The organism is Pseudomonas sp. GW823-FHT02E01, assembly GCF_058797535.1.
In genome coordinates this window covers 659456-682234 of record NZ_JBXAJS010000001.1, presented here as the reverse complement: position 1 = coordinate 682234, position 22779 = coordinate 659456, and the positions used below count along the sequence as shown (strand labels likewise).

Annotated in this window: 20 protein-coding genes and 2 pseudogenes; 14 read left to right on the top strand and 8 right to left on the bottom strand. The window is 60.9% G+C overall.

Features of this window, described 5'->3' with window-relative positions; all coding sequences use genetic code 11:
- Position 1: 1 nt before the first annotated feature.
- On the top strand, positions 2-670 hold the full coding sequence (locus tag AC1RDQ_RS03105) for a response regulator transcription factor (RefSeq protein WP_057714001.1): 669 nt from the start codon (positions 2-4) through the stop codon (positions 668-670).
- Complete coding sequence (locus AC1RDQ_RS03100) at positions 667-1983, top strand: sensor histidine kinase (RefSeq protein WP_492586268.1); 1317 nt, start codon at positions 667-669, stop codon at positions 1981-1983. Before AC1RDQ_RS03105 ends, AC1RDQ_RS03100 begins: the two co-directional genes overlap by 4 nt.
- 180 nt (positions 1984-2163) lie before the next feature.
- On the opposite strand, the gene AC1RDQ_RS03095 is transcribed toward AC1RDQ_RS03100, so the two are convergent.
- From AC1RDQ_RS03095 to AC1RDQ_RS03085, 3 genes and pseudogenes are all read right to left on the bottom strand, one after another.
- Positions 2164-3840 carry an MFS transporter gene (locus tag AC1RDQ_RS03095; protein ID WP_407515724.1) on the bottom strand — a complete coding sequence of 559 codons (1677 nt, stop codon included), beginning with the start codon at positions 3838-3840 and terminating at the stop codon, positions 2164-2166.
- A 315-nt stretch (positions 3841-4155) separates the two neighbouring features.
- Positions 4156-4749, bottom strand: a pseudogene (locus AC1RDQ_RS03090) (methyl-accepting chemotaxis protein); the annotation flags it as partial.
- Between the two features lie 264 nt (positions 4750-5013).
- Positions 5014-6084: pseudogene (locus AC1RDQ_RS03085) on the bottom strand (methyl-accepting chemotaxis protein); the annotation flags it as partial.
- 579 nt (positions 6085-6663) lie between these two features.
- Here AC1RDQ_RS03085 and AC1RDQ_RS03080 point away from each other — a divergent pair.
- From AC1RDQ_RS03080 to AC1RDQ_RS03065, 4 genes are all read left to right on the top strand, one after another.
- Positions 6664-7980 carry a Na+/H+ antiporter family protein gene (locus AC1RDQ_RS03080; RefSeq protein ID WP_056722503.1) on the top strand — a complete coding sequence of 439 codons (1317 nt, stop codon included), beginning with the start codon at positions 6664-6666 and terminating at the stop codon, positions 7978-7980.
- Positions 7981-8033: 53 nt separating this feature from the next.
- Positions 8034-9881 carry a methyl-accepting chemotaxis protein CtpM gene (gene ctpM, locus AC1RDQ_RS03075; RefSeq protein WP_492586266.1) on the top strand — a complete coding sequence of 616 codons (1848 nt, stop codon included), beginning with the start codon at positions 8034-8036 and terminating at the stop codon, positions 9879-9881.
- Between the two features lie 154 nt (positions 9882-10035).
- Positions 10036-10788 (top strand): C1 family peptidase, encoded by a 753-nt coding sequence (locus AC1RDQ_RS03070; protein WP_492586264.1) that lies wholly within the window; start codon positions 10036-10038, stop codon positions 10786-10788.
- A gap of 103 nt (positions 10789-10891) precedes the next feature.
- On the top strand, positions 10892-11047 hold the full coding sequence (locus AC1RDQ_RS03065; RefSeq protein WP_079246731.1) for a metallothionein: 156 nt from the start codon (positions 10892-10894) through the stop codon (positions 11045-11047).
- Positions 11048-11074: 27 nt separating this feature from the next.
- Here the strand turns inward: AC1RDQ_RS03065 and AC1RDQ_RS03060 are convergent, their stop codons facing one another.
- Together AC1RDQ_RS03060 and AC1RDQ_RS03055 are read right to left on the bottom strand one after the other, a co-directional pair.
- Positions 11075-11353 carry a hypothetical protein gene (locus AC1RDQ_RS03060; RefSeq protein ID WP_090456811.1) on the bottom strand — a complete coding sequence of 93 codons (279 nt, stop codon included), beginning with the start codon at positions 11351-11353 and terminating at the stop codon, positions 11075-11077.
- Positions 11354-11386: 33 nt separating this feature from the next.
- Positions 11387-11614 carry a DUF6555 family protein gene (locus AC1RDQ_RS03055; RefSeq protein ID WP_057714008.1) on the bottom strand — a complete coding sequence of 76 codons (228 nt, stop codon included), beginning with the start codon at positions 11612-11614 and terminating at the stop codon, positions 11387-11389.
- Between the two features lie 145 nt (positions 11615-11759).
- Between AC1RDQ_RS03055 and AC1RDQ_RS03050 the strand changes: the two genes are divergently transcribed.
- From AC1RDQ_RS03050 to mnmH, 5 genes are all read left to right on the top strand, one after another.
- Positions 11760-12539, top strand: a complete 780-nt coding sequence (locus AC1RDQ_RS03050) for an AraC family transcriptional regulator (RefSeq protein ID WP_492586262.1) — start codon at positions 11760-11762, stop codon at positions 12537-12539.
- Between the two features lie 105 nt (positions 12540-12644).
- The gene (locus AC1RDQ_RS03045) at positions 12645-12818 is read left to right on the top strand and encodes a DUF1427 family protein (RefSeq protein WP_079246732.1); all 174 of its coding nucleotides are present in this window, start codon (positions 12645-12647) and stop codon (positions 12816-12818) included.
- 27 nt (positions 12819-12845) lie between these two features.
- Positions 12846-13802 (top strand): quinone oxidoreductase family protein, encoded by a 957-nt coding sequence (locus AC1RDQ_RS03040; RefSeq protein WP_492586260.1) that lies wholly within the window; start codon positions 12846-12848, stop codon positions 13800-13802.
- 176 nt (positions 13803-13978) lie between these two features.
- Positions 13979-15013, top strand: coding sequence for a selenide, water dikinase SelD (selD, locus tag AC1RDQ_RS03035; protein ID WP_057714011.1), 1035 nt, complete (start codon positions 13979-13981; stop codon positions 15011-15013).
- Entirely contained in the window at positions 15013-16116 is a 1104-nt protein-coding gene (gene mnmH, locus AC1RDQ_RS03030) for a tRNA 2-selenouridine(34) synthase MnmH (protein ID WP_057714012.1), read from the top strand. The genes selD and mnmH overlap by 1 nt, the downstream gene beginning before the upstream one ends.
- 137 nt (positions 16117-16253) lie before the next feature.
- On the opposite strand, the gene AC1RDQ_RS03025 is transcribed toward mnmH, so the two are convergent.
- Positions 16254-16925 carry a histidine phosphatase family protein gene (locus AC1RDQ_RS03025; protein ID WP_218498114.1) on the bottom strand — a complete coding sequence of 224 codons (672 nt, stop codon included), beginning with the start codon at positions 16923-16925 and terminating at the stop codon, positions 16254-16256.
- A 367-nt stretch (positions 16926-17292) separates the two neighbouring features.
- On the opposite strand from AC1RDQ_RS03025, the gene AC1RDQ_RS03020 reads away from it, so the two are divergent.
- Both AC1RDQ_RS03020 and hemB read left to right on the top strand, forming a co-directional pair.
- Positions 17293-18003: a glutathione S-transferase family protein gene (locus tag AC1RDQ_RS03020; protein ID WP_154908800.1), complete on the top strand. Its 711-nt coding sequence runs from the start codon at positions 17293-17295 to the stop codon at positions 18001-18003.
- 156 nt (positions 18004-18159) lie between these two features.
- A complete protein-coding gene (gene hemB / locus AC1RDQ_RS03015; protein ID WP_492586258.1) occupies positions 18160-19134 on the top strand; it encodes a porphobilinogen synthase in 975 nt (324 codons plus the stop codon).
- A 137-nt stretch (positions 19135-19271) separates the two neighbouring features.
- Here the strand turns inward: hemB and AC1RDQ_RS03010 are convergent, their stop codons facing one another.
- Positions 19272-20807: an FAD-dependent oxidoreductase gene (locus tag AC1RDQ_RS03010; RefSeq protein WP_492586256.1), complete on the bottom strand. Its 1536-nt coding sequence runs from the start codon at positions 20805-20807 to the stop codon at positions 19272-19274.
- 137 nt (positions 20808-20944) lie between these two features.
- Between AC1RDQ_RS03010 and AC1RDQ_RS03005 the strand changes: the two genes are divergently transcribed.
- Positions 20945-22036 carry a DUF1615 domain-containing protein gene (locus AC1RDQ_RS03005; protein ID WP_492586254.1) on the top strand — a complete coding sequence of 364 codons (1092 nt, stop codon included), beginning with the start codon at positions 20945-20947 and terminating at the stop codon, positions 22034-22036.
- Between the two features lie 77 nt (positions 22037-22113).
- On the opposite strand, the gene AC1RDQ_RS03000 is transcribed toward AC1RDQ_RS03005, so the two are convergent.
- Positions 22114-22554 carry a phage infection protein gene (locus tag AC1RDQ_RS03000; protein ID WP_340315944.1) on the bottom strand — a complete coding sequence of 147 codons (441 nt, stop codon included), beginning with the start codon at positions 22552-22554 and terminating at the stop codon, positions 22114-22116.
- Positions 22555-22779 lie beyond the last annotated feature (225 nt).

Genomic DNA, 22779 nt, shown 5'->3' with positions numbered 1-22779 from the left:
CATGCGTTTGCTCCTGGTGGAAGACCATGTGCCCCTGGCCGACGAACTGCTGGCCGGCCTCAATCGCCAGGGGTATGCGGTGGACTGGCTGGCCGATGGTCGCGATGCGGTACATCAGGGCAGCACCGAGCCTTACGACCTGATCATCCTCGACCTCGGTTTGCCCGGCGTGCCGGGGCTTGAGGTGCTGGCGCAATGGCGCGCGGCGGGGCTGGCCACGCCGGTGCTGATCCTGACGGCCCGAGACTCCTGGGCCGAACGCATCGAAGGCCTCAAGGCCGGCGCCGACGACTACCTGACCAAGCCATTCCATCCCGAAGAGTTGTTTTTGCGCATCCAGGCGTTGTTGCGCCGCTCCCATGGCCAGGTCAACCAGCCAACGCTCAAGGCTGCCGGGTTGCATCTGGACGAAGGTCGCCAGTGCGTTGTGCGCGACGGTGCGGACATTCAACTGACCGCCGCGGAGTTTCGCCTGTTGCGTTATTTCATGCTGCACCCCGAGCAGATCCTCTCCAAAAGTCACCTCGCCGAACACCTCTACGACGGTGAAACCGAACGCGATTCCAATGTGCTGGAAGTCCACGTCAACCACTTGCGCCGCAAGCTCGGCAAAAGTGTGATTGAAACCCGTCGCGGCCAGGGTTATCTGTTCGGCGGGCAAGCCCGGTGAGATCGATCCAGCGCCGCTTGAGCCTGGGCCTGATCAGCGTGATGGTGGTCGTTGGCCTGGTGCTGGCGCAAACCAGCCTGTGGCTGTTCGAAATGGGGTTGCAGCGCTACCTCGAAGCCGGGTTGCGCAATGACAGCGAGAACCTGCTGGCGGCACTGGTGCGCGGGCCGCAAGGCTTGCAACTGGATGAGCGACGCCTGTCACCGGCTTATCAACGGCCGTTCTCCGGGCATTATTTCCGCATCGATTTCGCCGACGGCCATTGGCGTTCCCGTTCATTATGGGATCAGGAACTGCCGGTGCTCGATCACCCCGGCCTGCATGGCAACTTGCAACTGGGTCCGGAAGGGCAACAGTTACTGGTGCTGCGTACGGACTATCGACGTTCGGGGTTGCCGATCTCCATCAGCGTCGCCGAGGATTACACGCCAATTCGCGAAAGCTTCCGGCGCATGCAACAGCTCGGGTTTGGTCTCGGTTTGACGGCGCTGCTGCTGATTCTGCTGCTGCAACGGATTACCGTGCGCCGGGCCTTGCGTCCGCTGGAGCAGGCCCGCGAGCAGATTGCGCAGCTTCAGCAGGGCCAGCGTTCGCAACTCGATGATCAGGTGCCGGTGGAACTGGAACCACTGGTGGCGCAGATCAACCATTTGCTGGCCCACACCGAGGACAGCCTCAAGCGCTCACGCAATGCCCTGGGCAACCTCGGCCACGCCTTGAAAACTCCGCTGGCGGTGCTGTTGAGCCTGGCTTCAAGCGAGCAACTCGACGCGCACCCGCAATTGCGCAAGGTCCTCAAGGAGCAACTGGAGCAAGTCCAGCAACGGCTCAATCGGGAACTCAATCGTGCGCGGTTGTCCGGCGATGCGTTGCCGGGCGCACTGTTTGATTGCGATGCGCAACTCCCCGGGTTGCTGGCCACCCTGAACATGATCCATGGCGAACACCTGGCGCTGAGCTACCGCGCACCCACCGGCCTGCAATTGCCCTGGGATCGCGAAGACCTGCTGGAACTGTTGGGCAATCTGCTGGATAACGCCTGCAAGTGGGCGGATGCCGAGGTTCGCCTGAGTGTGGCCGAGACTGCAGAGGGCTTTGAACTCAACGTGGAAGATGACGGCCCGGGCATTCCCGAAGAGCGTCGCGATCAGGTGTTCGGCCGAGGAACGCGGCTGGATGAGCAAACCCATGGGCATGGTTTGGGGCTGGGCATCGTGCGCGACATTGTCGATAGCTGGGGCGGCAAACTGTCGTTGCTGGAAAGCGAATGGGGCGGGCTGAAGGTCGTCATCGAGTTGCCTAAACATACTTGATGTCACACCAGGAACCCTGTGGGAGCGAGCTTGCTCGCGATGGCAATCTGTCTGACACATTGATGTTGAATGTGCTGACGCTATCGTCGGATCGCCGCCCGGAGCAAGCTCGCTCCCACAGTGGTTTTTCATGGCCGCCGATTATGAGTACACCCGGTTCCACAGGGTGAGGTGTCAGGTTTATGTGTGATGAATCTCCCGATCCTTGGTTTCCGGCATGAAGAAAATACCCAGCACCGCCGTCATCACCGCGATGACAATCGGATACCACAGCCCGTAGTAGATATCCCCCGTGGCCGCCACCATGGCGAACGCCACCGTCGGCAGGAAGCCACCGAACCAGCCATTGCCGATGTGGTAGGGAAGCGACATCGAGGTGTAGCGGATGCGCGCCGGGAACAGTTCCACCAGCCAGGCGGCAATCGGCCCGTAGACCATGGTCACGTAGATCACCAGGATCGTCAGCAGTAGCAACACCATCGGGTAGTTGGTCTTGGCCGGGTCGGCCTTTTCGGGGTAGCCGGCGTCCTTGAGGGCGGTGGCGAGGGTGGCGGCAAAGGCGTCGTTCTTGGCCTTGAAGTCGGCGGCCGGCATGCCAGTGCCCTCGAAGCTCTCGATCACTTTATCGCCAATGCGCACCTGCGCAACGGCGCCTGGCTCGGCGTCCGCGTTCTTGTAGGGGATGGCCCTTTTGGCCAGCACGGTCTTGGCCAAGTCACAGGAACTGGTGAATTTGGCCTTGCCCACCGGGTCGAATTGGAACGAACACTGGGCGGGATTGGCGACGACCGTGACCGGATTCTTCTCCTGCGCGATGAACACGTCGGGGTTACCGTATTGGGTCAGCGCGTGGAAGATCGGGAAGTAAGTCAGTGCCGCGATGATACAGCCCGCCATGATGATGCCCTTGCGCCCGATACGGTCGGACAGGCTGCCGAAAATGACGAAGAACGGCGTGCCGATCAACAGGGAGCCGGCAATCAGCAGGTTCGCGGTTTGCGGTTCGATCTTCAGCGTCTGCAACAGGAAGAACAGCGCATAGAATTGCCCGGTGTACCAGACCACGGCCTGGCCGGCGGTGCCGCCGAGCAGGGCCATGATCACGATCTTCAGGTTCTCCCAGCGTGCGAAAGATTCAGTCAGCGGCGCCTTGGAAGACTTGCCTTCGGCCTTCATTTTCACAAACACCGGCGACTCGTTGAGCTGCAAGCGGATGTACACCGAGATAATCAGCAGCAGGATCGACAGCAGGAACGGAATCCGCCAGCCCCAGGCTTCGAAGGCTTCAGTGCCCAGCGCGGTACGGCAGGCGAGGATCACCAGCAGTGACAGAAACAGGCCGAGGGTGGCTGTCGTCTGAATCCACGAGGTGAAGTAGCCGCGTTTGCCCTTGGGGGCATGTTCGGCCACGTAGGTCGCTGCGCCGCCGTACTCACCGCCCAGCGCCAGGCCTTGCAACAGGCGCAGGCTGATCAGGATGATCGGCGCGGCGACGCCGATGGTCGCATAGCCGGGCAGCAAACCCACCACGGCCGTGGAAATACCCATGATCACGATGGTGATGAGGAACGTGTGCTTGCGCCCGATCATGTCGCCCAACCGGCCGAACACGATGGCGCCGAAGGGCCGCACGGCGAAGCCGGCGGCAAAGGCGAGCAGGGCGAAGATGAAGGACGTCGTTTCGTTGACACCGGCGAAGAAGTGCTTGGCGATGATCGCCGCGAGGGAGCCGTACAGGTAGAAGTCATACCATTCGAACACGGTGCCCAGGGACGAGGCAAAAATGACCTTGCGTTCCTCCTTGGTGAGCCCGTGATGGGGCGCGCTGCCCGTGGTTGCATTGTCGATTGCTGCCATGAGTATTCTCCGTCTTGCTTTTGTTGTAGGCCGGAGTTCCCACCAACACTTACCGTACCCAGGCCCTGGGGCTGAAGTCATTGGATTACGTGGCTTGCATTCAGATTGACGCCCGAAGGCGCTGCAAGGTTCCATGAAGCATAATCGGCATGCGGCAGATATCCACTTGCCATCATTTGATTGAGCAGCACGGAAGAATAAATGTGGGAGCGAGCTTGCTCGCGATGGCGGTGGCACATTCAATATCAATGTGTCTGATAATCCGTCATCGCGAGCAAGCTCGCTCCCACAGGTATTTTGTTCGGCCAGCAGGGTTTAAACGCGGAACTGATCCATCAGGCTCTGCTGCTGGTTCGCCAGGCTATTGAGCGACTGGCTGACCCGCGCCGATTCATTGGCCTGGCCCGACAGCGACTCGGTCACGTCGCGGATGGTCGCCACGTTGTTGTTGATCTCCTCGGCCACCGCGCTTTGCTCTTCGGCGGCACTGGCGATCTGCATATTCATGTCGTTGATCACGGTCACCGCGTCACCGATCTGGCGCAGCGCCGTCACGGCCTGGCCAACCTGCTCGACACTGCCCTGGGCCTGACGATGGCTGTTGTTCATCGAACCCACCACCTCCTGGGTGCCGTTTTGCAGTTGTTCGATCACCAGACGGGTTTCTTCCACGGACTCCTGGGTACGCCGCGCCAGGTTGCGCACTTCATCGGCCACCACGGCAAACCCGCGCCCGGCCTCACCGGCGCGGGCCGCTTCGATCGCAGCGTTGAGGGCCAGCAGGTTGGTCTGCTCGGCAATCGCACGGATCACTTCCAGTACCGTGCCGATCTTCTCGCTGTTGGCCGCCAGGCCTTCGACCTGAACCATGGCCGCGCTCATGTCGGCGGCGAGGTTGTCGATGCTGGTGGTGGTGCGGTCGATCACGGTCAGGCCCTGACGGGTCGCCTGATCGGCATCGCGGGCGGCGTGGGCCGCCTGCGCGGCGCTGCGGGCGACGTCCTGGGCGGTGGCGCTCATTTCGTGGGAGGCGGTCGCCACCTGGTCCACCTGGCGGTACTGCTGCTCCATGCCGGCGCTGGTCTGTGCGGCGATGGCGGACGACTGGTCAGCGGTGCTGCGGGCGTCCTGCACCGAGCGCTTCACTTCGGCAATGATCGGTTGCAGCTTGTCGAGGAAACGGTTGAACCAGCCGGCCAATTGGCCCAGTTCATCCTGCTTGTCGTAGGCCAGGCGGCGGGTGAGGTCACCTTCGCCGCAGGCGATGTCTTCGAGCATGTGCGCCACGCCGAGGATCGGTCGGGTGACGCTGCGGGCCATCAGCCACACCAGCAGCAGACCGAGCAGCGCGGCGAGCCCCCCCAGGCCGAGCTCGACCAGGGTACCGGCGGTATTGCTGTCATCGAGTTGCTTTTTCAGGGCTTCGGCCGGGCCGACCAGGACTTTCTCCGGCACGTCGAGCAGCACGCCCCAGGATTTACCGTCGGGAATCGGCTGGAAGGGTGCCAGCACTTTCAGTTGCTGATGGCTGTGCAGGCTGGCGGTTCTGCTGCTGGCGGCGAGCATGCGCAGCAGTTCGGCGCCATTGGCCTTATCCACGGCCTCCAGGCGCTGGCTGAGTTTGCCGGCGTCCGGGCTGTAGCCGGCGAGCAGGCCGGCCGGGCTGATGATGCTGACGCTGGTCTGGCCGTCATAGAGCTTCTTGCTCGCGCCCAGGCTGACCGCTTGCAGGCTGTTGAGGTTGATGTCCACGGACAGCGAGGCGATCACCTTGCCGTTGACCATCAGTGGGAAAACGATGCTGGTCATCAGCACGTTCTGACCGTCGATTTCATAGAAGTAAGGTTCGATCACGCACGGCTTGAGCGTGGTGCGCGGGCAGGTGAACCAGGCGTTGGCCGCTTCGCCGCTGGGGCCGGTGCTGGTGTCGGCCATGTCCCTTTCCGGCAACGCCATGGAGGTTACCTTGCCCGGCGTCGGCTGCGACCAGTAGAGGGCGAAACGACCCTTGTCGTTGCTGCCAAGCTCGGCCTGACCGGCGAACAGTTCGTCCTTGCCGTCCAGCCCATTGGGTTCGAACACCAGGGACAGGCCGAGCAGGTCCGGGTTGGCTTGCAGGGCTGACTTGACCTGGCGGGTCAGGTCTTCGCGCAGGTCGAAGGCATCGAGAAAGCGCTTCTCGGCCTGGTCACGCAGGAACAGCACCTGCCGGGAGAAGCCGTGGCCGTACTGATAGGCGTCCATGAACTGCTGGCGTATCCCCAGCGCCTGGTTTTCGCCCTGGGACTCGATCCGGGCCTGGGCCGCCTCTGTCAGCATCTCCATGCTCGAGGCTTTCACCAGCTCGGAGCTGTGCTCCATGCGGTACAGCGAAAGACCCACCAGCAGGGTCACGATGCCCGCCAGGCACAGCCCGGCCAGCAGGGTGATTTTCCATTGAATGGAAAGTTGTCTGAGCGACATGGAGACGTCCTTATTCGATAAATATCTGAGACTTTGCACTGTAACGGCCGCGATTTTGGTTTCTTTATCCCGTCTATCGGCGATCAAACACTTCCCCCTGTAGGAGCGAGCATGCTCGCGATGGTCGTCAACGATGACGATGGAAACCTGATCCCCCCCGGTGCTCTCAGGTGCATCGCGAGCTAGCTCGCTCCTACAGGTCATCACATGTCGTTACATGTCGACAGCGCCGAGGTGCTTTGACAAGGAGGTGACGCTGCGGCACAGTGCGCGCCCTCTAATAAAACCCATTCCTTAATCCGCTGGTGGCTCTTCGCAGACTGCCGGACGGAGTCTTTTCGTTTGTATCGAGGTAATGAAATGAATGCAGTAATTGCCGCGGTCGGCATCATGCTGATCCTCAGCCTGTCCCGCGTGCATGTGGTGATCGCCTTGATCGTCGGTGCGCTGGTCGGTGGCTTGACCGGTGGCCTGGGAATCGAGGCGACGCTCAAGGCTTTCAACAGCGGCCTCGGTGGCGGGGCGACGGTGGCGTTGTCCTACGCCTTGCTCGGCGCTTTCGCCGTGGCCATTGCCAAGTCCGGCATGGCCCATGCGCTGGCCGACAAGGCCCTGGCCATGGTCGATCGCCAGCACGCCAGCGGCGGTGGCCAGGTCAAGTGGCTGCTGATTGGCCTGCTCTGGGTCGTGGCCATCGCCTCGCAGAACATCTTGCCGATACATATCGCGTTTATTCCGTTGCTGGTGCCGCCGCTTCTTTATGTGCTGACCAAGCTGCAACTGGACCGTCGACTGATCGCCTGCGTCATGACCTTCGGCCTGATCACGCCCTACATGTTCCTGCCGGTGGGCTTCGGCAACATCTTCCTCAATGAGATCCTGCTGGCCAACGTCGCCCGCAGCGGCGTGGACATCAGCGGCATCAACGTGACCCACGCCATGGGCATTCCGGCCCTGGGCATGGTGGCGGGCCTGCTGATCGCGTTTGTCAGCTACCGCAAGAAGCGTGTCTACGACCTGGCGAAGATCGAACAGGTCGAGCAAGTGGCGGTGCAATACAACCCGCTGAGCCTGATGGTGGCCGGCGTGGCCATCGCGGCGGCGTTCATCATTCAGTTGTTGCTCGATTCGATGATCATCGGTGCGCTGGTCGGCTTCCTGATCTTCTCGGTGTCGGGCATTGTCAAATGGCGTGACACCGACGACCTGTTCACCGAAGGCATGAAAATGATGGCGATGATCGGCTTCATCATGATCGCCGCCTCGGGGTTTGCCGAAGTGATGAAGGCCACCGGTGAGGTGCAGACGCTGGTCGAGTCGTCGGCGTCGTACATCGATCACAGCAAAGGCATTGGCGCCTTGCTGATGTTGCTGGTGGGGTTGCTGGTGACCATGGGCATCGGCTCATCGTTCTCCACCGTGCCGATCCTGGCGGCGATCTTCGTGCCGCTGTGCGTGCAACTGGGCTTCAGCCCGTTGGCGATCGTGTGCATCGTCGGCACGGCCGGTGCCCTGGGCGACGCCGGTTCACCGGCTTCCGACTCGACCCTGGGCCCGACTTCCGGCCTGAACATCGATGGCCAGCACCATCACATCTGGGACACCGTGGTCCCGACCTTCCTGCATTACAACCTGCCGTTGCTGGCGTTCGGCTGGGTGGCTGCGATGGTCCTGTAACCAATTCCCTTCTGATTACCCTGGATCAAAATGTGGGAGCGAGCTTGCTCGCGATGGCGGTGAAACAGTCAACATCTATTTGGCTGACAGTCCGCTATCGCGAGCAAGCTCGCTCCCACAGGGGATCTCCACTGCTCCGATTGACTGCGTTCAACTTTTGCCCTGGCGTGCCGTTAAAGCTTTTAACCACGCCAACAAAAATCAAAAGAGTGAACGTCATGCGCATGAGCCTCAAGGCAAAAGTCCTGTCCCTTGCCGTCCTCCCGGTGTTGCTGTTTGCGCTGGTCATCAGCCTGACCACGCTGTTCATTCTTCAGGATCAGGCGCGCAAGGAAGTCGAGCAGACCCGCGAACGCCTGCTCAGCGATGCCAAGGCAACCTTGCAAAGCTACGTGGCCGTGGCCATGACCACGATCAAACCGCTCTACGACGCCGCCGCCCCCGGCGATGAGGCGGCGCGGGCCCAAGTGATCAAGCTGCTGTCGAGCATCACCTACGGCAAGGACGGCTACTTCTTCGGCTACGACTCCAACACCGTGCGCCTGTTCAAGGCCAACAGCCCCGAGGGCGTGGGCCAGAGCTTCAAGGACAACCGCGACCCGAACGGTGTCTACGTCAACCGCGACCTGGTGAGAGTCGCCAAGGACGGTACGCACTACCTGCAATACAGCTCGCCATTGCCTGGCAACACCCAGGTGCTGGTGCCCAAGCTCGGCTACACCGAATACCTGCCGAAGTGGGACATGGCGGTCGGCACCGCGGTCAACCTCGACGGCATCGAAGCACAAGTGGCCGTGGTCGAAGCCAAGGTCCAGGAGCGGATGCAAGGCATGGTGCTGAGTATCGTTGGCGTAGCAGTCGTGGTGCTGTTGGTGATCGCTGCCGCGGGGATGCTGCTGGCCAACACCATTGTGCGTCCGCTGCATCTGATGAAAGCCAACCTCGACGACATCGCGGCGGGCGAGGGCGATCTGACCCGCCGCCTGACCATCACCAGTCAGGACGAGCTCGGTGAACTGGCCGGCTCGTTCAACCGTTTCGTCGACAAGATCCACGGCCTGGTACGGCAGATCACCGAAATGACCTCGCAACTGACCGGACTGGTGAACCAGGTGTCCGACCAGGCCAGCCGTTCGGACCAGGCCATGGAACGCCAGCGTCACGAAACCGATCAGGTGGCCACAGCGATCAACGAAATGTCGGCGGCGGCCCAGGAAGTGGCCAAGAGCGCGCAGAACGCCGCGGTAGCAGCCCAGCAGACCGACGAAGAAGGGCAGGCGGCCAAGCGTGTTGTGGCCGGCAGCATCGAGAAGATCCATGCCCTGGTGGACGACATCCGCAGCAGCGGCGTGTCCCTGGACAGCCTGCAAAAAGACGTGTCGTCGATTGTCAGCGTGCTCGGGGTGATCCGCTCGATTGCCGAGCAGACCAACCTGCTGGCGCTCAACGCGGCCATCGAAGCCGCCCGCGCCGGCGAGGCCGGGCGCGGCTTTGCGGTGGTGGCCGATGAAGTGCGGGCGCTGGCCAGCCGCACGCAAATCAGCACCCAGGAAATCCAGGGCATGATCGACCGTTTGCAGGCCGGCACCCAGTCGGCGGTGGAGGCGATGCGTCGCTCCAGCGAGGCCGGCGACGGCACCTCGGCCCAGGCCAACGAGGCGGGGGCTTCGCTGGACACCATGGCTCAGCTGATCGCGACCATCAACTCGATGAACGCACAGATTGCCAGTGCCGCCGAAGAACAGACCGCCGTGGCCGAAGAGATCAATCGCAGCGTGCACCAGATTGCCGTGGCGGTGGACAGCGTCGCCGACGAAACCCAACTCGGCGCGCAAACCTCTCGCAGCCTGGCCGACCTCGGTCAGCGCCTGGGTAGCCTGGTCGGGCAGTTCCGTATTTGACAGGTATGGTTAACAACGCGAAATGGTGTGGTTTTTATAGCTAAACAGTATTGAACAACTGTCATATTTGACAGTTGTTGCCGTTGGCTTATTGGTCTTTCATTTCAATGACATAGCGAGGTAACTGCAAACCATATAGAAACAGGGGCTAAGTATGAGGTTTTGGCAACTCTCATGTTTCATCCTGGTTGGCGGCTGTGCCGTTACCGTGACGGCACAGGCTCTGGATATACCAAGCTCAGTGGACTGGCGTACCCAGGGAGCTGTTACCAGAGTCAAGCAATTGGGGACTTGTGGCTCCGGTTATGCTTTTTCAGCGGTGGGTGCCCTGGAGGGCGCATTGTTTTTGCAAACCGAAAGACTGGTCGAGCTTTCCGAGCAGCAGATTCTTGATTGCAGCAGTGAGCAAGGTAATCAAGGATGTGATGGCGGGCTGATGGATTACACCTATGACTACGTCAAACAAAACGGTATTCAGTCAGAAGAATATTACCCTTACACAGGCAGCGGGGGACGCTGTGATGCAGGCATGATCAAGGCTGTCGCCGCCAATACGGTGACCTATACGAATATTCCTCGTGGCGACGAGGAGGCACTGCGCCAGGCCGTAGCCAAAGGGCCGGTATCGGCGGCGATTGACGCTTCCGACAACTTTAAAAAATACTCCGGCGGGGTATTGAATGATGAAGATTGCGATGAAAATGATTTGAATTACGCCGTGCTTATTGTTGGTTATGGCACCGAAGATGGCGAGGATTATTGGCTGGTGAAAAATAGCAGGGGGCCGGAGTGGGGGGAGGCCGGGTATATAAGGATGTCCAGAAACAAAGATAATCAGTGTGGCATCGCCTCTTACGCGTCATTCCCTGTCCTCGCGAAACGGATAATTCATCAAGGACTCAAGTAGTGCGCGATACGCGCTGTTGCGGTGTTGCAGTCGACCCCTACACTGAAAAGCACGGGTTGTTTTCATCTCCCCCCGACGACCACTACCCACAGGAGTCAAACCCATGACTGAGCGTATATGCGATTGTCCGAAGTGTTCCTGCAAACTCGGCGAGCACCCGATCGTGCGTCACGGCAAGCACTATTGCTGTGAAGCCTGTGCCAAGCATCACGAGCACGGCGAGGAGTGCGCCTCCCAAGGCTGCAAGTGTGCCCACTGAAAACCACGGCATACGCAAAAGTGGAGCCTAGTCCGGCTCCACTTCCAGCCTGAGGCTGTCATCTTCCAGGCGTTCGCTGTGGCGGACGGTGCCTTGCAAGCGCCGCCCTTCGACCCGCAGCACCAGGGTCTTGGCTTGCTCCAGATCTTCCGGCAGAGGCACCGGGACGCGTATGGCGAAGCAGAATGGGTCATTTTCGACCTGTTCCAGTCCGATTCGGCACTCGGTGCTCCTGGTGATGCGGCCGCTCGGCGTGTCCAGATCGTAGTCCAGTTGCACAGGGCTGTTGACGGGTGTTGCGCTCATATCCCTTCCCCCGAACCTGATGGTTACCGGATATTAGTTCGCCGGCCGCCACTTGACGTTTTCCACGCCGAATTTTTCAGCCATCGGCTTGCTGGTCTTTTGCACCTTCTCGCGTCCGAATCGGGGGATTCGCCCCACCCCCGCGTCACAACTCGCCCAATGCCAGGCTTCTGCGTTATCCATTTTTTCCAGTCGGATGATGAATGATTTCGGAGCACCATGGAGGGTGTACTCGATGACGAATAATTTTGCACTGTTCATAAAGCCCCGGTTCCTCCCTGTTGTACATAAAAGGATCGCGCGCCATCAGAAAAATTCACTCGGATTGTCAGATACCGGCGGTTGCTGGCGACACGTTCGGCGCCTCGTTACCATGAAGCCTTCCCGTACCCAATGAACATAGACCATGGCCCTCGCCGCACCACCTGACCTGAGTGACACCGATGTGCCTGTGCAACCGCTGGCTCGCACCTATCCGCGCGGGTTGTACATCGAGCCCCATGAGCACGTCTGGGGCCAGTTGCTGTATGCGATGAGCGGGGTGATGTGGGTCGAGACGCCGCATGAGGCGCTGGTGGTGCCTCCGCAACGGGCGGTGTGGTTGCCGCCCGGCGTGCCGCATGGCATCCGTGTGGTATCGGACCTGCAAATGCGCAATATCTACCTGCGGCCGTCCCTGGCGGCGACCCTGGATGACAGCGTTCAGGTGATCGAGGTCGGCGGTTTGCTGCGCGAACTGATCGTCGGGCTGGTGGAGCAGGGTAACGACGGGGCGCCCGAGTATTACGACGCGCTGGTGAGCCTGGCGCTGCTGGAACTCAAGCGGGCCAGGCGTTCGCTGCTGAAAATTCCGCTGCCGGACGATTCCGACCGGCGGCTGATGAACCTGTGTCAGGCGGTCATGGCCGCGCCTTCACTGGAGATTCCTTTCGAACAACATGCGGATAGCGCCGGAGCCAGCGTGCGCACCCTGGCGCGGCTGTTCAAGGACGGTTTGGGCATGGGCTTTGCCGAGTGGCGGCGTCAGGTGCAATTGGCGACGGCGGTGGCCGAGCTGATCCAGGGCGTACCGGTCAGCGCGATTGCCCGGGAGCTGGGATATTCTCCGAGCAGCTTCAGCGACATGTTTCGTCGTGAGCTGGGCGTTGCCCCTTCGCAGTTTCCTGCGGCGCAACGCCAGGACTGATTTCGTCGAAGCCAGGCTTTGGCCGAAATTCAGAAGCACTTGACCGATGATCAAAGGCGTCGCCCCCTAGACTTGGCGCATATCTCAATTGCCCCGGAGTCTGCCATGAACTACCTCGTGTCATTGGCCATCGGTCTGGGCGTCGGTCTGCTCTACGGCGCCCTGGATTTTCGTTCCCCCGCACCCCCGGCCATCGCCCTGGTGGGCCTGCTCGGCATGCTCGCCGGCGAAAAACTCTGGCCGATGGGGCGGGGGCTGGTGGCTGGCTGGATCTCCTGAACCCTTTTCGACTCGATGGATACGCCCATGAAAGCTCTGCAATTCGATAAAACCGGTGATCTCTCGGCCCTGCGCTACGTTGAGGTGCCTACCCCCGTTCCCGGCGCCGATGAAGTGCTGGTCGAGATCAAGGCCGCAGGCCTCAACCCCAGCGATGTGAAGAATGTGCTGGGACGTTTTCCCTACACCACCTTGCCGCGGATTCCCGGTCGTGACTTTGCCGGTGTTGTCGTGGCCGGCCCGCAGGCGATGATCGGTCGGGAAGTCTGGGGCACGGGCAAGGAACTGGGCTTTTTCGCCGACGGTTCCCACGCGCAGTTCGTCAAGCTGCCGGCCAACGGCGTGGCGCTCAAACCTACGCATCTGAGCTTTGCCCAGGCCGCCAGCCTCGGCGTGCCGTACACCACGGCGTGGGATGCGCTGGAGCGCAGCCTGGTGACGGCCCAAACCCGATTGCTGGTCATCGGTGGCGGGGCAGTCGGCAGCGCCGCGCTGGCCTTGGCCAAGGTGCGCGGTGCCCGGGTGTTGGCGGCCGCGCGGCGTCCGGAGCAGGTCAAGGATTTGCAAGACCAGGGCTACCAGACCCTGCAACTGGATAAACCCGAAGACTTGGGCGCACAGGTCAACGCGGTGTATGCCGGCGGTGCCGACGTGATTTTCGACACCACCGGTTTCTGGCTGCCGGCCTCGGTAGCGGCCCTGGCCACGTTCGGCCGCATCGCGATCATCGCGGCACCCGTGGACGGTCACGTGCAGTTGCCGGCCCTGGCGTTGTATCGCAAGGGTGGCTCGGTTGTGGGGATCAACTCGTTGCTGTACGGGGTGCAGGCGTGTGCGGCGATGCTCGAACAGTTCGGCCGGTTCTTCGATCAAGACCTGTTGCCGTTGCCCCAGGGCTTGTTCGAGTCGCCATTGGCCGAAGGCCTGGAGCGTTATGCCGAGGTGAATCAGGGCAGTGGTGACAAAGTGATTCTATTGCCATAACCGCGATCAATGTGGGAGCGAACTTGCTCGCGATGGCGGAGTATCAGCCGGCATGGATGTCGGCTGTGAAGGCCTCTTCGCGAGCAAGCCCGCTCCCACAAAGTCCGAGGCTGTGCTACGCCTTGCGCATGCCACGCTCTGCTAGAATCGGCCCATTGACCCAATGAGGTACCCCTATGAGCGAGCCGATTCGCCTGACTCAGTACAGCCACGGCGCTGGATGCGGTTGCAAGATTTCTCCCCAGGTGCTGGAAGTGATCCTGGCCGGCAGTGGGGCGCAGAACCTCGACCCGAAACTTTGGGTCGGCAATGCCTCGCGCGATGATGCGGCGGTGTATGCAATCGATGATGAACGCGGCGTGGTCTCGACCACCGACTTTTTCATGCCGATCGTCGACGATCCCTTCGATTTCGGTCGAATTGCCGCCACCAATGCCATCAGCGACATCTATGCGATGGGCGGCGATCCGTTGATGGCGATTGCGATTCTGGGCTGGCCGGTGAACGTGCTGGCCCCGGAAGTTGCCCGGGAAGTGATACGCGGCGGTCGTTCGGTGTGTGACGCGGCGGGCATCCCGTTGGCAGGTGGGCACTCCATCGACGCGCCAGAACCGATCTTTGGCCTGGCCGTCACCGGTCTGGTGGAAAAGCGCCACATGAAGCGCAACGACACCGCCACGGCCGGTTGCCTGCTCTACCTCACCAAGCCCCTGGGGATCGGCATCCTTACCACGGCCGAGAAAAAGGGCAAATTGCGCAACGCCGACATCGGCCTGGCCCGGGACTGGATGTGCACCCTGAACAAACCCGGCAGCCGTTTCGGCAAGCTCGACGGTGTGACCGCGATGACTGACGTCACCGGTTTCGGCCTGCTCGGGCACCTGGTGGAAATGGCCGACGGCAGCCAGCTCACGGCGCGCATTGAATATGACCGCGTACCGCGCCTGCCGGGGGTGGAGTATTACCTGGAACAAGGCTGCGTACCGGGCGGGACTCTGCGCAATTTCGACAGCTACGCCAGCAAGCTCGGACGCCTTCAGGAGCTGCACAAACGTGTGCTTTGCGATCCGCAGACCAGCGGTGGCCTGCTGATTGCCGTGACGCCTCAAGGCAACGAGCAATTCCTCTCGGTGGCCGCCGAACTGGGCCTGAGCCTGGAACCGATCGGTGAACTGGTCGAGCGACAGAGCAACGCAGTCGAGGTGTTTTGATGTTCGTCGACTGCACTGATTACCGCGACATCTTCCTCAACGACCGGCCAATGATGGACGCCCGCGCGCCGGTCGAATTCAACAAGGGTGCGTTTCCCGGCGTGATCAACCTGCCGTTGATGAATGACCATGAACGCCAGCGGGTCGGTACCTGCTACAAGCAGCACGGCCAGCAAGCGGCCATCGTGCTGGGGCATCAACTGGTGTCGGGCGCGGTCAAGGCCGAACGCATCCAGGCCTGGGCCGATTTTGCCCGGGCGCATCCGGATGGCCTGCTGTATTGCTTTCGCGGCGGCCTGCGCTCGCAGATTGTCCAGCAATGGCTCAAGGACGAGGCCGGCATCGACTATCCACGGGTGGGCGGTGGCTACAAGGCTATGCGAACCTTCCTGCTGGACACCCTCGATCAAGCCGTGACCCAGTGCAATTTCGTCTTGCTGGGCGGGATGACCGGCACGGGCAAAACCGAGGTGCTCACGCAACTCGACAATGCCGTGGACCTTGAAGGTCATGCCAACCATCGCGGCTCCAGTTTCGGCAAGCGCGCCACGGGCCAACCCTCGAATATCGACTTCGAAAACCGCTTGGCCGTAGACGTACTGAAAAAACGCGCCCGGGGCATCGAGCAGTTCGTACTGGAAGACGAAAGCCGTGCGGTGGGCAGTTGTGCCTTGCCGTTGCCGCTTTACCAGGGCATGCAGCAGTTTCCGATGGTGTGGCTTGAAGACAGCCTGGAAGGGCGGGTCGAGCGGATCCTGCGCGATTACGTGGTGGATCTGTGCGCCGAATTCATCGACGTGCATGGCGAGGAAGGCTTTGCGCTGTTTTCCGAGCGCTTGCTGGCAAGCCTGAACAATGTGCAGAAGCGCCTGGGTGGCGAACGTCATCGGCGCATGCTGGTTTTGATGGAGGATGCGCTGGCCGAGCAGGCCCGCAGTGGCGCGGTGGATCTGCACCGGGGCTGGATCGAAGGCCTGCTGTGCGAGTATTACGATCCGATGTATGCGTTTCAGCGGGAGAAGAAAGACGCGCGGATCGAGTTTGTCGGGGAGCGGGGGGCGGTTCTCGAGTATCTGCGTGAGCGAGTGAATCAACGAAAGTGATGTCGGTTTTACTGGCCCTATCGCGAGCAAGCTCGCTCCCACAGGGTTCAGTAGTGCTCATGCCTTCGTGATCACACTGCAAATCCAATGTGGGAGCGAGCTTGCTCGCGATGAGGCCGGATCAGGCATTACAGGTTTCAGGTCGGGCAAGTTTCGGCACCATTATCCAGGCCTTGCTTGTACACATGGCTCTGCAAGCTGGCCTTGCCGTTGTGCCAGGTCAAGGTGAGTACATACAGCGAGTCGTAGTCGCTGGACTCCCAGTCATCCGTGATGGTCATTTTCTTGCCGGTGGCGTCGCCGGCTACCTTGTTGATCAGCTCCGGCAGATAGCCGTGGGACCAGGCGGTGTAGATGACCGCATTGTGGTACTTGTCGTGGAGCAGTTCATCGGCCAGGTCACTGGTGTCATTGGCGGAAAAGTTGATGTTCACCGGCAGGCCAAGCTTGATGGCGCTGGGGCTGATGGTCATCAGTGGGCGGATGTAGCTGTAGGAATTGTCGAACTCGCCTTCCTCGACGTTCCGCGTCGGGTTCGCCGCAAACACATAGTTGGCCTTGCCGAACTTCTCCGGCAGCAGCGTGGCCAGGTCGATGGCGCGGTTCAGTCCCTGGCAATTGAGCTGGCCCAGGCCTCCGGCGGGTTTTTCCCCGTGGCGCAGGAAGACCAGCGTCTGGGTGCCATCCATCGGTTGGGCGCGACTCAGGCCGGACTCCAGCGTCAGGCACACCGCGCTAACCACCAATAAGGCGGGCAACAAAAGGTAAGCGCGATGTTTGAAGCGTTTGGCAAAATTAAACAGATTCATGTGTAAAGGGTCTTCAGCACAATTCGGTTAAGGCTGACAAACCTCTACACCACGATTGTCCTGCGTCGGGTGTTTTCCATGTCATTGAAGCCGGTCCGTCATCAAAGAGGTGGTTCTCAGAGTCCCCTGAGCCCGTTTGGTTCGATTCCGGCCGAGTGGGCGGCAATGTACCGGTAACCTTCACGGGTTTGCAGCGAAGGTTATCGACAGGATGTTGCACAATTGTGGACACGCTACACCGGATGGCGTTGAAACCGTCGTGATTTCTTTTGATCTCGCCTATCAGCGAGATCGATGGCTTCAAGGGATCGCTGAGCCGATATCTACATTATGATCGTCACTCTCAATGTCTTCGTGGATCGTGCCCATGACCGATTTGTCCGCATTCCCCATCACCCGCAAATGGCCTGCCCAGTATCCGGAGTGGATTCAGCTGTACTCCTTGCCGACCCCCAACGGCGTCAAGGTCTCGATCATGCTCGAAGAGATCGGCCTGCCGTATGAACCTCACCGGGTAGGCTTCGACACCAACGACCAGATGTCCCCGGAATTTCTTTCCCTGAATCCCAACAACAAGATTCCGGCGATCCTCGACCCCCACGGTCCGGACGACCGGCCGCTGGCGCTGTTCGAGTCGGGCGCGATTTTGATCTATCTGGCCGACAAGAGCGGGCAACTGCTGGCCCAGGAATCGGCACCGCGCTATGAAACGATTCAGTGGCTGATGTTCCAGATGGGCGGTATTGGTCCGATGTTCGGCCAGCTCGGGTTTTTCAACAAATTCGCCGGCAAGGACTACGAAGACAAGCGTCCCCGTGACCGCTACGTCGAGGAAAGCAGGCGCCTGCTCAAGGTGCTGGACGATCGTCTGCAGGGGCGCGACTGGATCATGGGCGAGCGCTACACCATCGCGGACATTGCCATTTTCCCGTGGGTGCGCAACCTGATCGGCTTCTATGAAGCCGGCGATCTGGTGGGCATCCAGAACTTCCCTAACGTCACGCGGGTGCTGGAACGCTTCCTGGCGCGACCGGCGGTGGTGCGCGGGTTGCAGATTCCAAGCCCCGTCTCCAGCTGATCCACCGCATTACCTGTGGGAGCGAGCTTGCTCGCGAAAAACGTAAGGGCAACGCGAACATTCAGACAATGCGCGTTATCGTTTACGACCATCGTCGGAGCGCCGCCCGGAGCAAGCTCGCTCCTACATCTCGTCCTCTGAAATTCAGGAAAACCCATGTCCAGTCAGTTCCCCGAAGCACGCCCACGCCGTCTGCGCCGCAATGCGAGCCTGCGCAGCCTGTTCCAGGAGACCGAGTTCAGCCTGAACGACCTGGTACTACCGATTTTCGTCGAAGAAGAAATCGACGACTTCGTGCCGATCAACAGCATGCCCGGCGTGATGCGCATTCCCGAGTCGAAGCTGGCCGGCGAGATCGAGCGCTACGCCCGTGCCGGGATCAAGTCAGTGATGACCTTCGGCGTCTCCCACCACCTGGACAGCAGCGGCAGCGACACCTGGCGCGAGGACGGCCTGGTTTCGCGCATGTCGCGCATCGCCAAGGACGCGGTGCCGGAAATGATCGTAATGTCAGACACCTGCTTTTGCGAATACACCGACCACGGCCATTGCGGCGTGCTGCACAACCATGAAGTCGACAACGACCAGACCCTGATCAACCTCGGCAGGCAAGCCGTCGCGGCGGCCCGGGCCGGTGCCGACGTGATCGCACCCTCGGCGGCCATGGACGGGCAAGTCCAGGCGATTCGCCGGGCGCTCGATGACGCCGGGTTTACCCAGACGGTGATCATGGCCTATTCGACCAAATTTGCTTCGGCGCTCTATGGCCCGTTCCGCGAGGCCGGCGGCAGTGCGCTCAAGGGCGACCGTAAAAGCTACCAGATGAACCCGATGAACCGCCGCGAAGCGATACGCGAATCGTTGCTCGACGAACAGGAAGGCGCCGATGCGCTGATGGTCAAACCGGCCGGTGCATACCTGGACATCATCCGCGACATCCGCGAAGCCTCACGCCTGCCGCTGTCGGCCTATCAGGTGAGCGGTGAGTACGCGATGATCAAGTTTGCCGCCCAGGCCGGGGCCATCGATGAAGACCGTGTGGTGCGCGAGAGCCTGGGGGCGATCAAACGTGCCGGGGCAGACCTGATCTTTACGTACTTTGCGATGGACCTGGCGCTGGCGGGGATCTAGGCACCAGCGCATATCCCCCTTGTAGGAGCGAGCTTGCTCGCGATGGTCGTTAACGATGACGCGTGTTTACTGACTAAACGCGGCGCCTTTGGGTCCATCGCGAGCAGGCTCGCTCCTACAGGGGGGATGTGGTGTTCTCAGGGCGCGCCAAAAAACGGCCGGATCCCGTGATCACGGAAATACCGTTCGATCACTTTCGGGTCCGCGCAAGTTTCGGCAATCGCCACATAGGTGTCGGGCCGCAACAGATAAAAGCCGTTGCGCCCCAGGCCCGCGGCTTCGAACGCCGGTCGCCAGTCGAACACATGCAGTGGCAAATGGTGCTCGTGGCACCAGGCGATCATCTCGTCGCTGGTGTCGCCATAGACATGCACCTGCCAGGTCAGGCACTTGAGCGACTCAAAATTATCCCCCTCGCCGTCATGGGCCCAGGGCAGGCGATCGCCACCATGCACGTGCCCGGCAACGCCCGTGCTCAGCGGCATTCCACGATAATTGAGGGTGATCTGCGACACCGTGCGAAACATGAATTCGCGAGAGGTTTCGAATGAGGTTATTTTCGGTATCAAGAACGGGGCCAGGCGTGTACGCAGCAAGTCGGCAATTCGCCCATCGGCAGTGACGAAGTTAAATACCCGGTCGGTGGTGGCCACCAGTTTGCGTGCAAACGCGATGCGCTCGGTTTCATAGGTGTCGAGCAGTCTGGCCTCTGCGCCGCCGCTCAACACGGCCGCCAGTTTCCAGGCCAGGTTGATGGCATCGCCAATCCCGGTGTTCATGCCCTGGCCGCCCGCCGGGCTGTGCACATGGGCGGCATCCCCCAGTAAAAACGCCCGGTCTTTGCGGAAGTGATCCGCCACCCGATGATGTACGCGATAGGTCGAAAACCAGTTCAGTTGCTCGACCTTCACCTTCATGTGCTCGATGGCCCTGCTGCTGACGTCCTCGAAGCGCAGGGTCTCGGCGTGTTCGGCGCGTTCGTCGCGTACCGTGCCGATCAAGCGCGCACGACCACTGCCGGCCAACGGGAACACGGCGAGGAAGTCTGCCTCGTCGAGGTCCACATGCAGTTCGCCGTTGAATGTCGGGCCGCTGCCCTGTACGTCGGCGACGTAGAAAATCTGCTGGTAAGTCCCGCCGGGAAACCCGGTCTCCAGGGTTTTGCGCACAATCGACCGGGCACCATCGCATCCGGCCAGGTAACAGGCCTGGCAGATTTCCTGCTGACCGTCGGGCAAGTGCAGCGTGGCCGTGATGCCGTCTGCGGTTTGCTCGAAGTCCGCCAGTTCGGTGTTGCGTTCCACTGTGATACCGAAAGCGTTCAGGCGCTCGATCAGCAGCCGTTCGTGTTCGTCCTGGGGGAAAATCTCGAGAAACGAGTAGGGTGTCAGGCCTTCACCGATCTGAGACAGGGGCAGGCGCGCCACGGGCTCACCCTTTACCCAGAAGTTGCCGGCCGTTACTTGATGGCCGTTTTGCACCACGGCGTCGTCCAGTCCAAGCTGGCGATACAACTCCAGCGTCCGTGCCTGGACGGCCAGCGCCCGGGACGTGGTGCCGGGGGCGGAGGTTTTGTCGACGATCCGCACGCGCACGCCGAGTTTGCTCAGCCACAACGCCAGGACCAGCCCGGTGGGGCCGGCGCCGATGATCAACACGTCGCTGCGGTGCATGAACCTGTCCTCCTCGCGGTGTGAATCAAGTATGGTCCAGTCGGGGAGGGCGGCAACCGTCGGACTGTCACAGACGTAGCCGCTGACCTGCCATTGGTCGTATGGTTGGCCCGGACCAACGGATTAGATGGAACGACATGCAAATCAGATTGATCACAAGCGTCGCAGCGTTGCTGGTATTGGCCGGTTGCGGCAGCCAACGGACCCAGGAACCGGTGGCGCGCAGCCCGGCCGAAGTGAAAGCCGAGATTGTGCGTTTGCTACCGGCCAAGGCTGCCGATCGCCAGGGTTGGGCCACGGATATCCAGGTGGCGTTTACCGCGCAAGACATCTCGCCGACTACGCAAAACCTGTGCTCGGTGCTGGCGGTGACTGAACAGGAGTCGACCTTTCAGGTCGATCCGAGCGTACCGGGCCTGGGCAAGATCTCCCGCGACGAGATCGACCGCCGTGCCGCCAAGGCACATATTCCCGGCCTGTTGGTGAGCGGTGCGTTAATGCTCGACTCGCCCAACGGCAAAAGCTACAGCAGCCGCCTGAATGCCGCGCGCAGTGAAAAGGAACTGAGCGCTGTTTTCGATGACTTCATCGGCATGGTGCCGATGGGCAAGACCCTGTTCGGCGGCTTCAACCCGGTGCATACCGGTGGGCCGATGCAGGTCAGTATTGATTTTGCCGAGCAGCAGGCCAAGGGTTATCCGTACCCGGTGAAGGGCTCGATTCGTCATGAAGTGTTCACCCGGCGCGGCGGTATGTATTTCGGCATTGCGCATCTGCTCGGGTATCCGGTGAGCTACCCACAGCCGTTGTACCGCTTTGCGGACTTCAACGCGGGTTGGTACGCCAGCCGTAACGCCGCGTTCCAGAACGCGGTGAGTCGGGCTTCCGGTATCCCGTTGGCGCTGGATGGCGACCTGGTGCGCTACGGTTCGATCATGCCCGGCACCACGGAACTGGCCGTGCGTACCCTCGGCAAGCAACTGGACATGCGCAATCCGACGATCCGGGCACAACTGGAAGAGGGGAACACCCTGGCGTTCGAAGACAGCAAACTCTATCGGCGGGTTTTCGAATTGGCCGAACGGGCCGAGGGCCGGCCGTTACCCCGTCAAGTGTTACCCGGGATCGTGCTGCAAAGCCCGAAAATCACCCGCAAACTCACCACCGCGTGGTTCGCCAAGCGAGTCGATGAACGCTACCAGCGCTGCATGGCGCGGGCAGGGCAGTAATCGCGGCGCAAAAAAAGCATAAAAAACCCGGCGGGTGAGGCCGGGTTTCCATTGAGTCCTGCGGTCAGGCACTGCATTCAGACAGCGCGGCTTTCGATCAAACGATCCGAACCACCTTCGGCGACGCGGTTTTGCAGGAGCTTGTCGGAGCCACCTTCAGCGACGCGGTTTTGCAGCAGTTTGTCGGAGCCACCTTCGGCGACGCGGTTTTGCAGGAGCTTGTCGGAGCCACCTTCAGCGACACGGTTTTGCAAGAGCTTGTCGGAGCCACCTTCAGCGACGCGGTTTTGCAGGAGCTTGTCGGAGCCACCTTCAGCGACACGGTTTTGCAACAGCTTGTCGGAACCGCCTTCGGCGACGCGGTTTTCGATCAGGCGATCCGAACCACCCTCGGCCACACGGCTTTCAATCAGACGATCCGAGCCGCCTTCAGCGACTACAGGTTGAGCAGAGTTTGCGGCGAAAGCGTTAACTGCGAAAACCGAGAAAGCGATGCTGAGGAGGGTTTGGCGTTTCATGATGGTGTGCTCCGGGGTGCTTATGGGTTGGTATGGAGCAGATGTTACGCCGGGGATTTTTTAAGAGAACTTCATTGAGATGATGGTGAACATCGACGGCAATGATAGGACCGATGCCACACCCCAAGTGAACGTGATGGTGCGATCGTCGGATGGTCGTGGTGTGGCGGGTGGTGGCTTCTACACTGGTTAGCTGGCGCGATCCTCAGCCGCGACGCTTGATGC

Coding starts and splice junctions, on each gene's coding strand:
- AC1RDQ_RS03040 (WP_492586260.1), top strand. CDS start 12,846: ATGAAAGCTCTGCAATTCGATAAAACCGGTGATCTCTCGGCCCTGCGC.
- ctpM (WP_492586266.1), top strand. CDS start 8,034: ATGGCGGTGAAACAGTCAACATCTATTTGGCTGACAGTCCGCTATCGC.
- AC1RDQ_RS03000 (WP_340315944.1), bottom strand. CDS start 22,554: ATGAAACGCCAAACCCTCCTCAGCATCGCTTTCTCGGTTTTCGCAGTT.
- AC1RDQ_RS03050 (WP_492586262.1), top strand. CDS start 11,760: ATGGCCCTCGCCGCACCACCTGACCTGAGTGACACCGATGTGCCTGTG.
- AC1RDQ_RS03070 (WP_492586264.1), top strand. CDS start 10,036: ATGAGGTTTTGGCAACTCTCATGTTTCATCCTGGTTGGCGGCTGTGCC.
- selD (WP_057714011.1), top strand. CDS start 13,979: ATGAGCGAGCCGATTCGCCTGACTCAGTACAGCCACGGCGCTGGATGC.
- AC1RDQ_RS03060 (WP_090456811.1), bottom strand. CDS start 11,353: ATGAGCGCAACACCCGTCAACAGCCCTGTGCAACTGGACTACGATCTG.
- mnmH (WP_057714012.1), top strand. CDS start 15,013: ATGTTCGTCGACTGCACTGATTACCGCGACATCTTCCTCAACGACCGG.
- AC1RDQ_RS03080 (WP_056722503.1), top strand. CDS start 6,664: ATGAATGCAGTAATTGCCGCGGTCGGCATCATGCTGATCCTCAGCCTG.
- AC1RDQ_RS03045 (WP_079246732.1), top strand. CDS start 12,645: ATGAACTACCTCGTGTCATTGGCCATCGGTCTGGGCGTCGGTCTGCTC.
- AC1RDQ_RS03005 (WP_492586254.1), top strand. CDS start 20,945: ATGCAAATCAGATTGATCACAAGCGTCGCAGCGTTGCTGGTATTGGCC.
- AC1RDQ_RS03025 (WP_218498114.1), bottom strand. CDS start 16,925: ATGAATCTGTTTAATTTTGCCAAACGCTTCAAACATCGCGCTTACCTT.
- hemB (WP_492586258.1), top strand. CDS start 18,160: ATGTCCAGTCAGTTCCCCGAAGCACGCCCACGCCGTCTGCGCCGCAAT.
- AC1RDQ_RS03010 (WP_492586256.1), bottom strand. CDS start 20,807: ATGCACCGCAGCGACGTGTTGATCATCGGCGCCGGCCCCACCGGGCTG.
- AC1RDQ_RS03020 (WP_154908800.1), top strand. CDS start 17,293: ATGACCGATTTGTCCGCATTCCCCATCACCCGCAAATGGCCTGCCCAG.
- AC1RDQ_RS03105 (WP_057714001.1), top strand. CDS start 2: ATGCGTTTGCTCCTGGTGGAAGACCATGTGCCCCTGGCCGACGAACTG.
- AC1RDQ_RS03055 (WP_057714008.1), bottom strand. CDS start 11,614: ATGAACAGTGCAAAATTATTCGTCATCGAGTACACCCTCCATGGTGCT.
- AC1RDQ_RS03095 (WP_407515724.1), bottom strand. CDS start 3,840: ATGGCAGCAATCGACAATGCAACCACGGGCAGCGCGCCCCATCACGGG.
- AC1RDQ_RS03065 (WP_079246731.1), top strand. CDS start 10,892: ATGACTGAGCGTATATGCGATTGTCCGAAGTGTTCCTGCAAACTCGGC.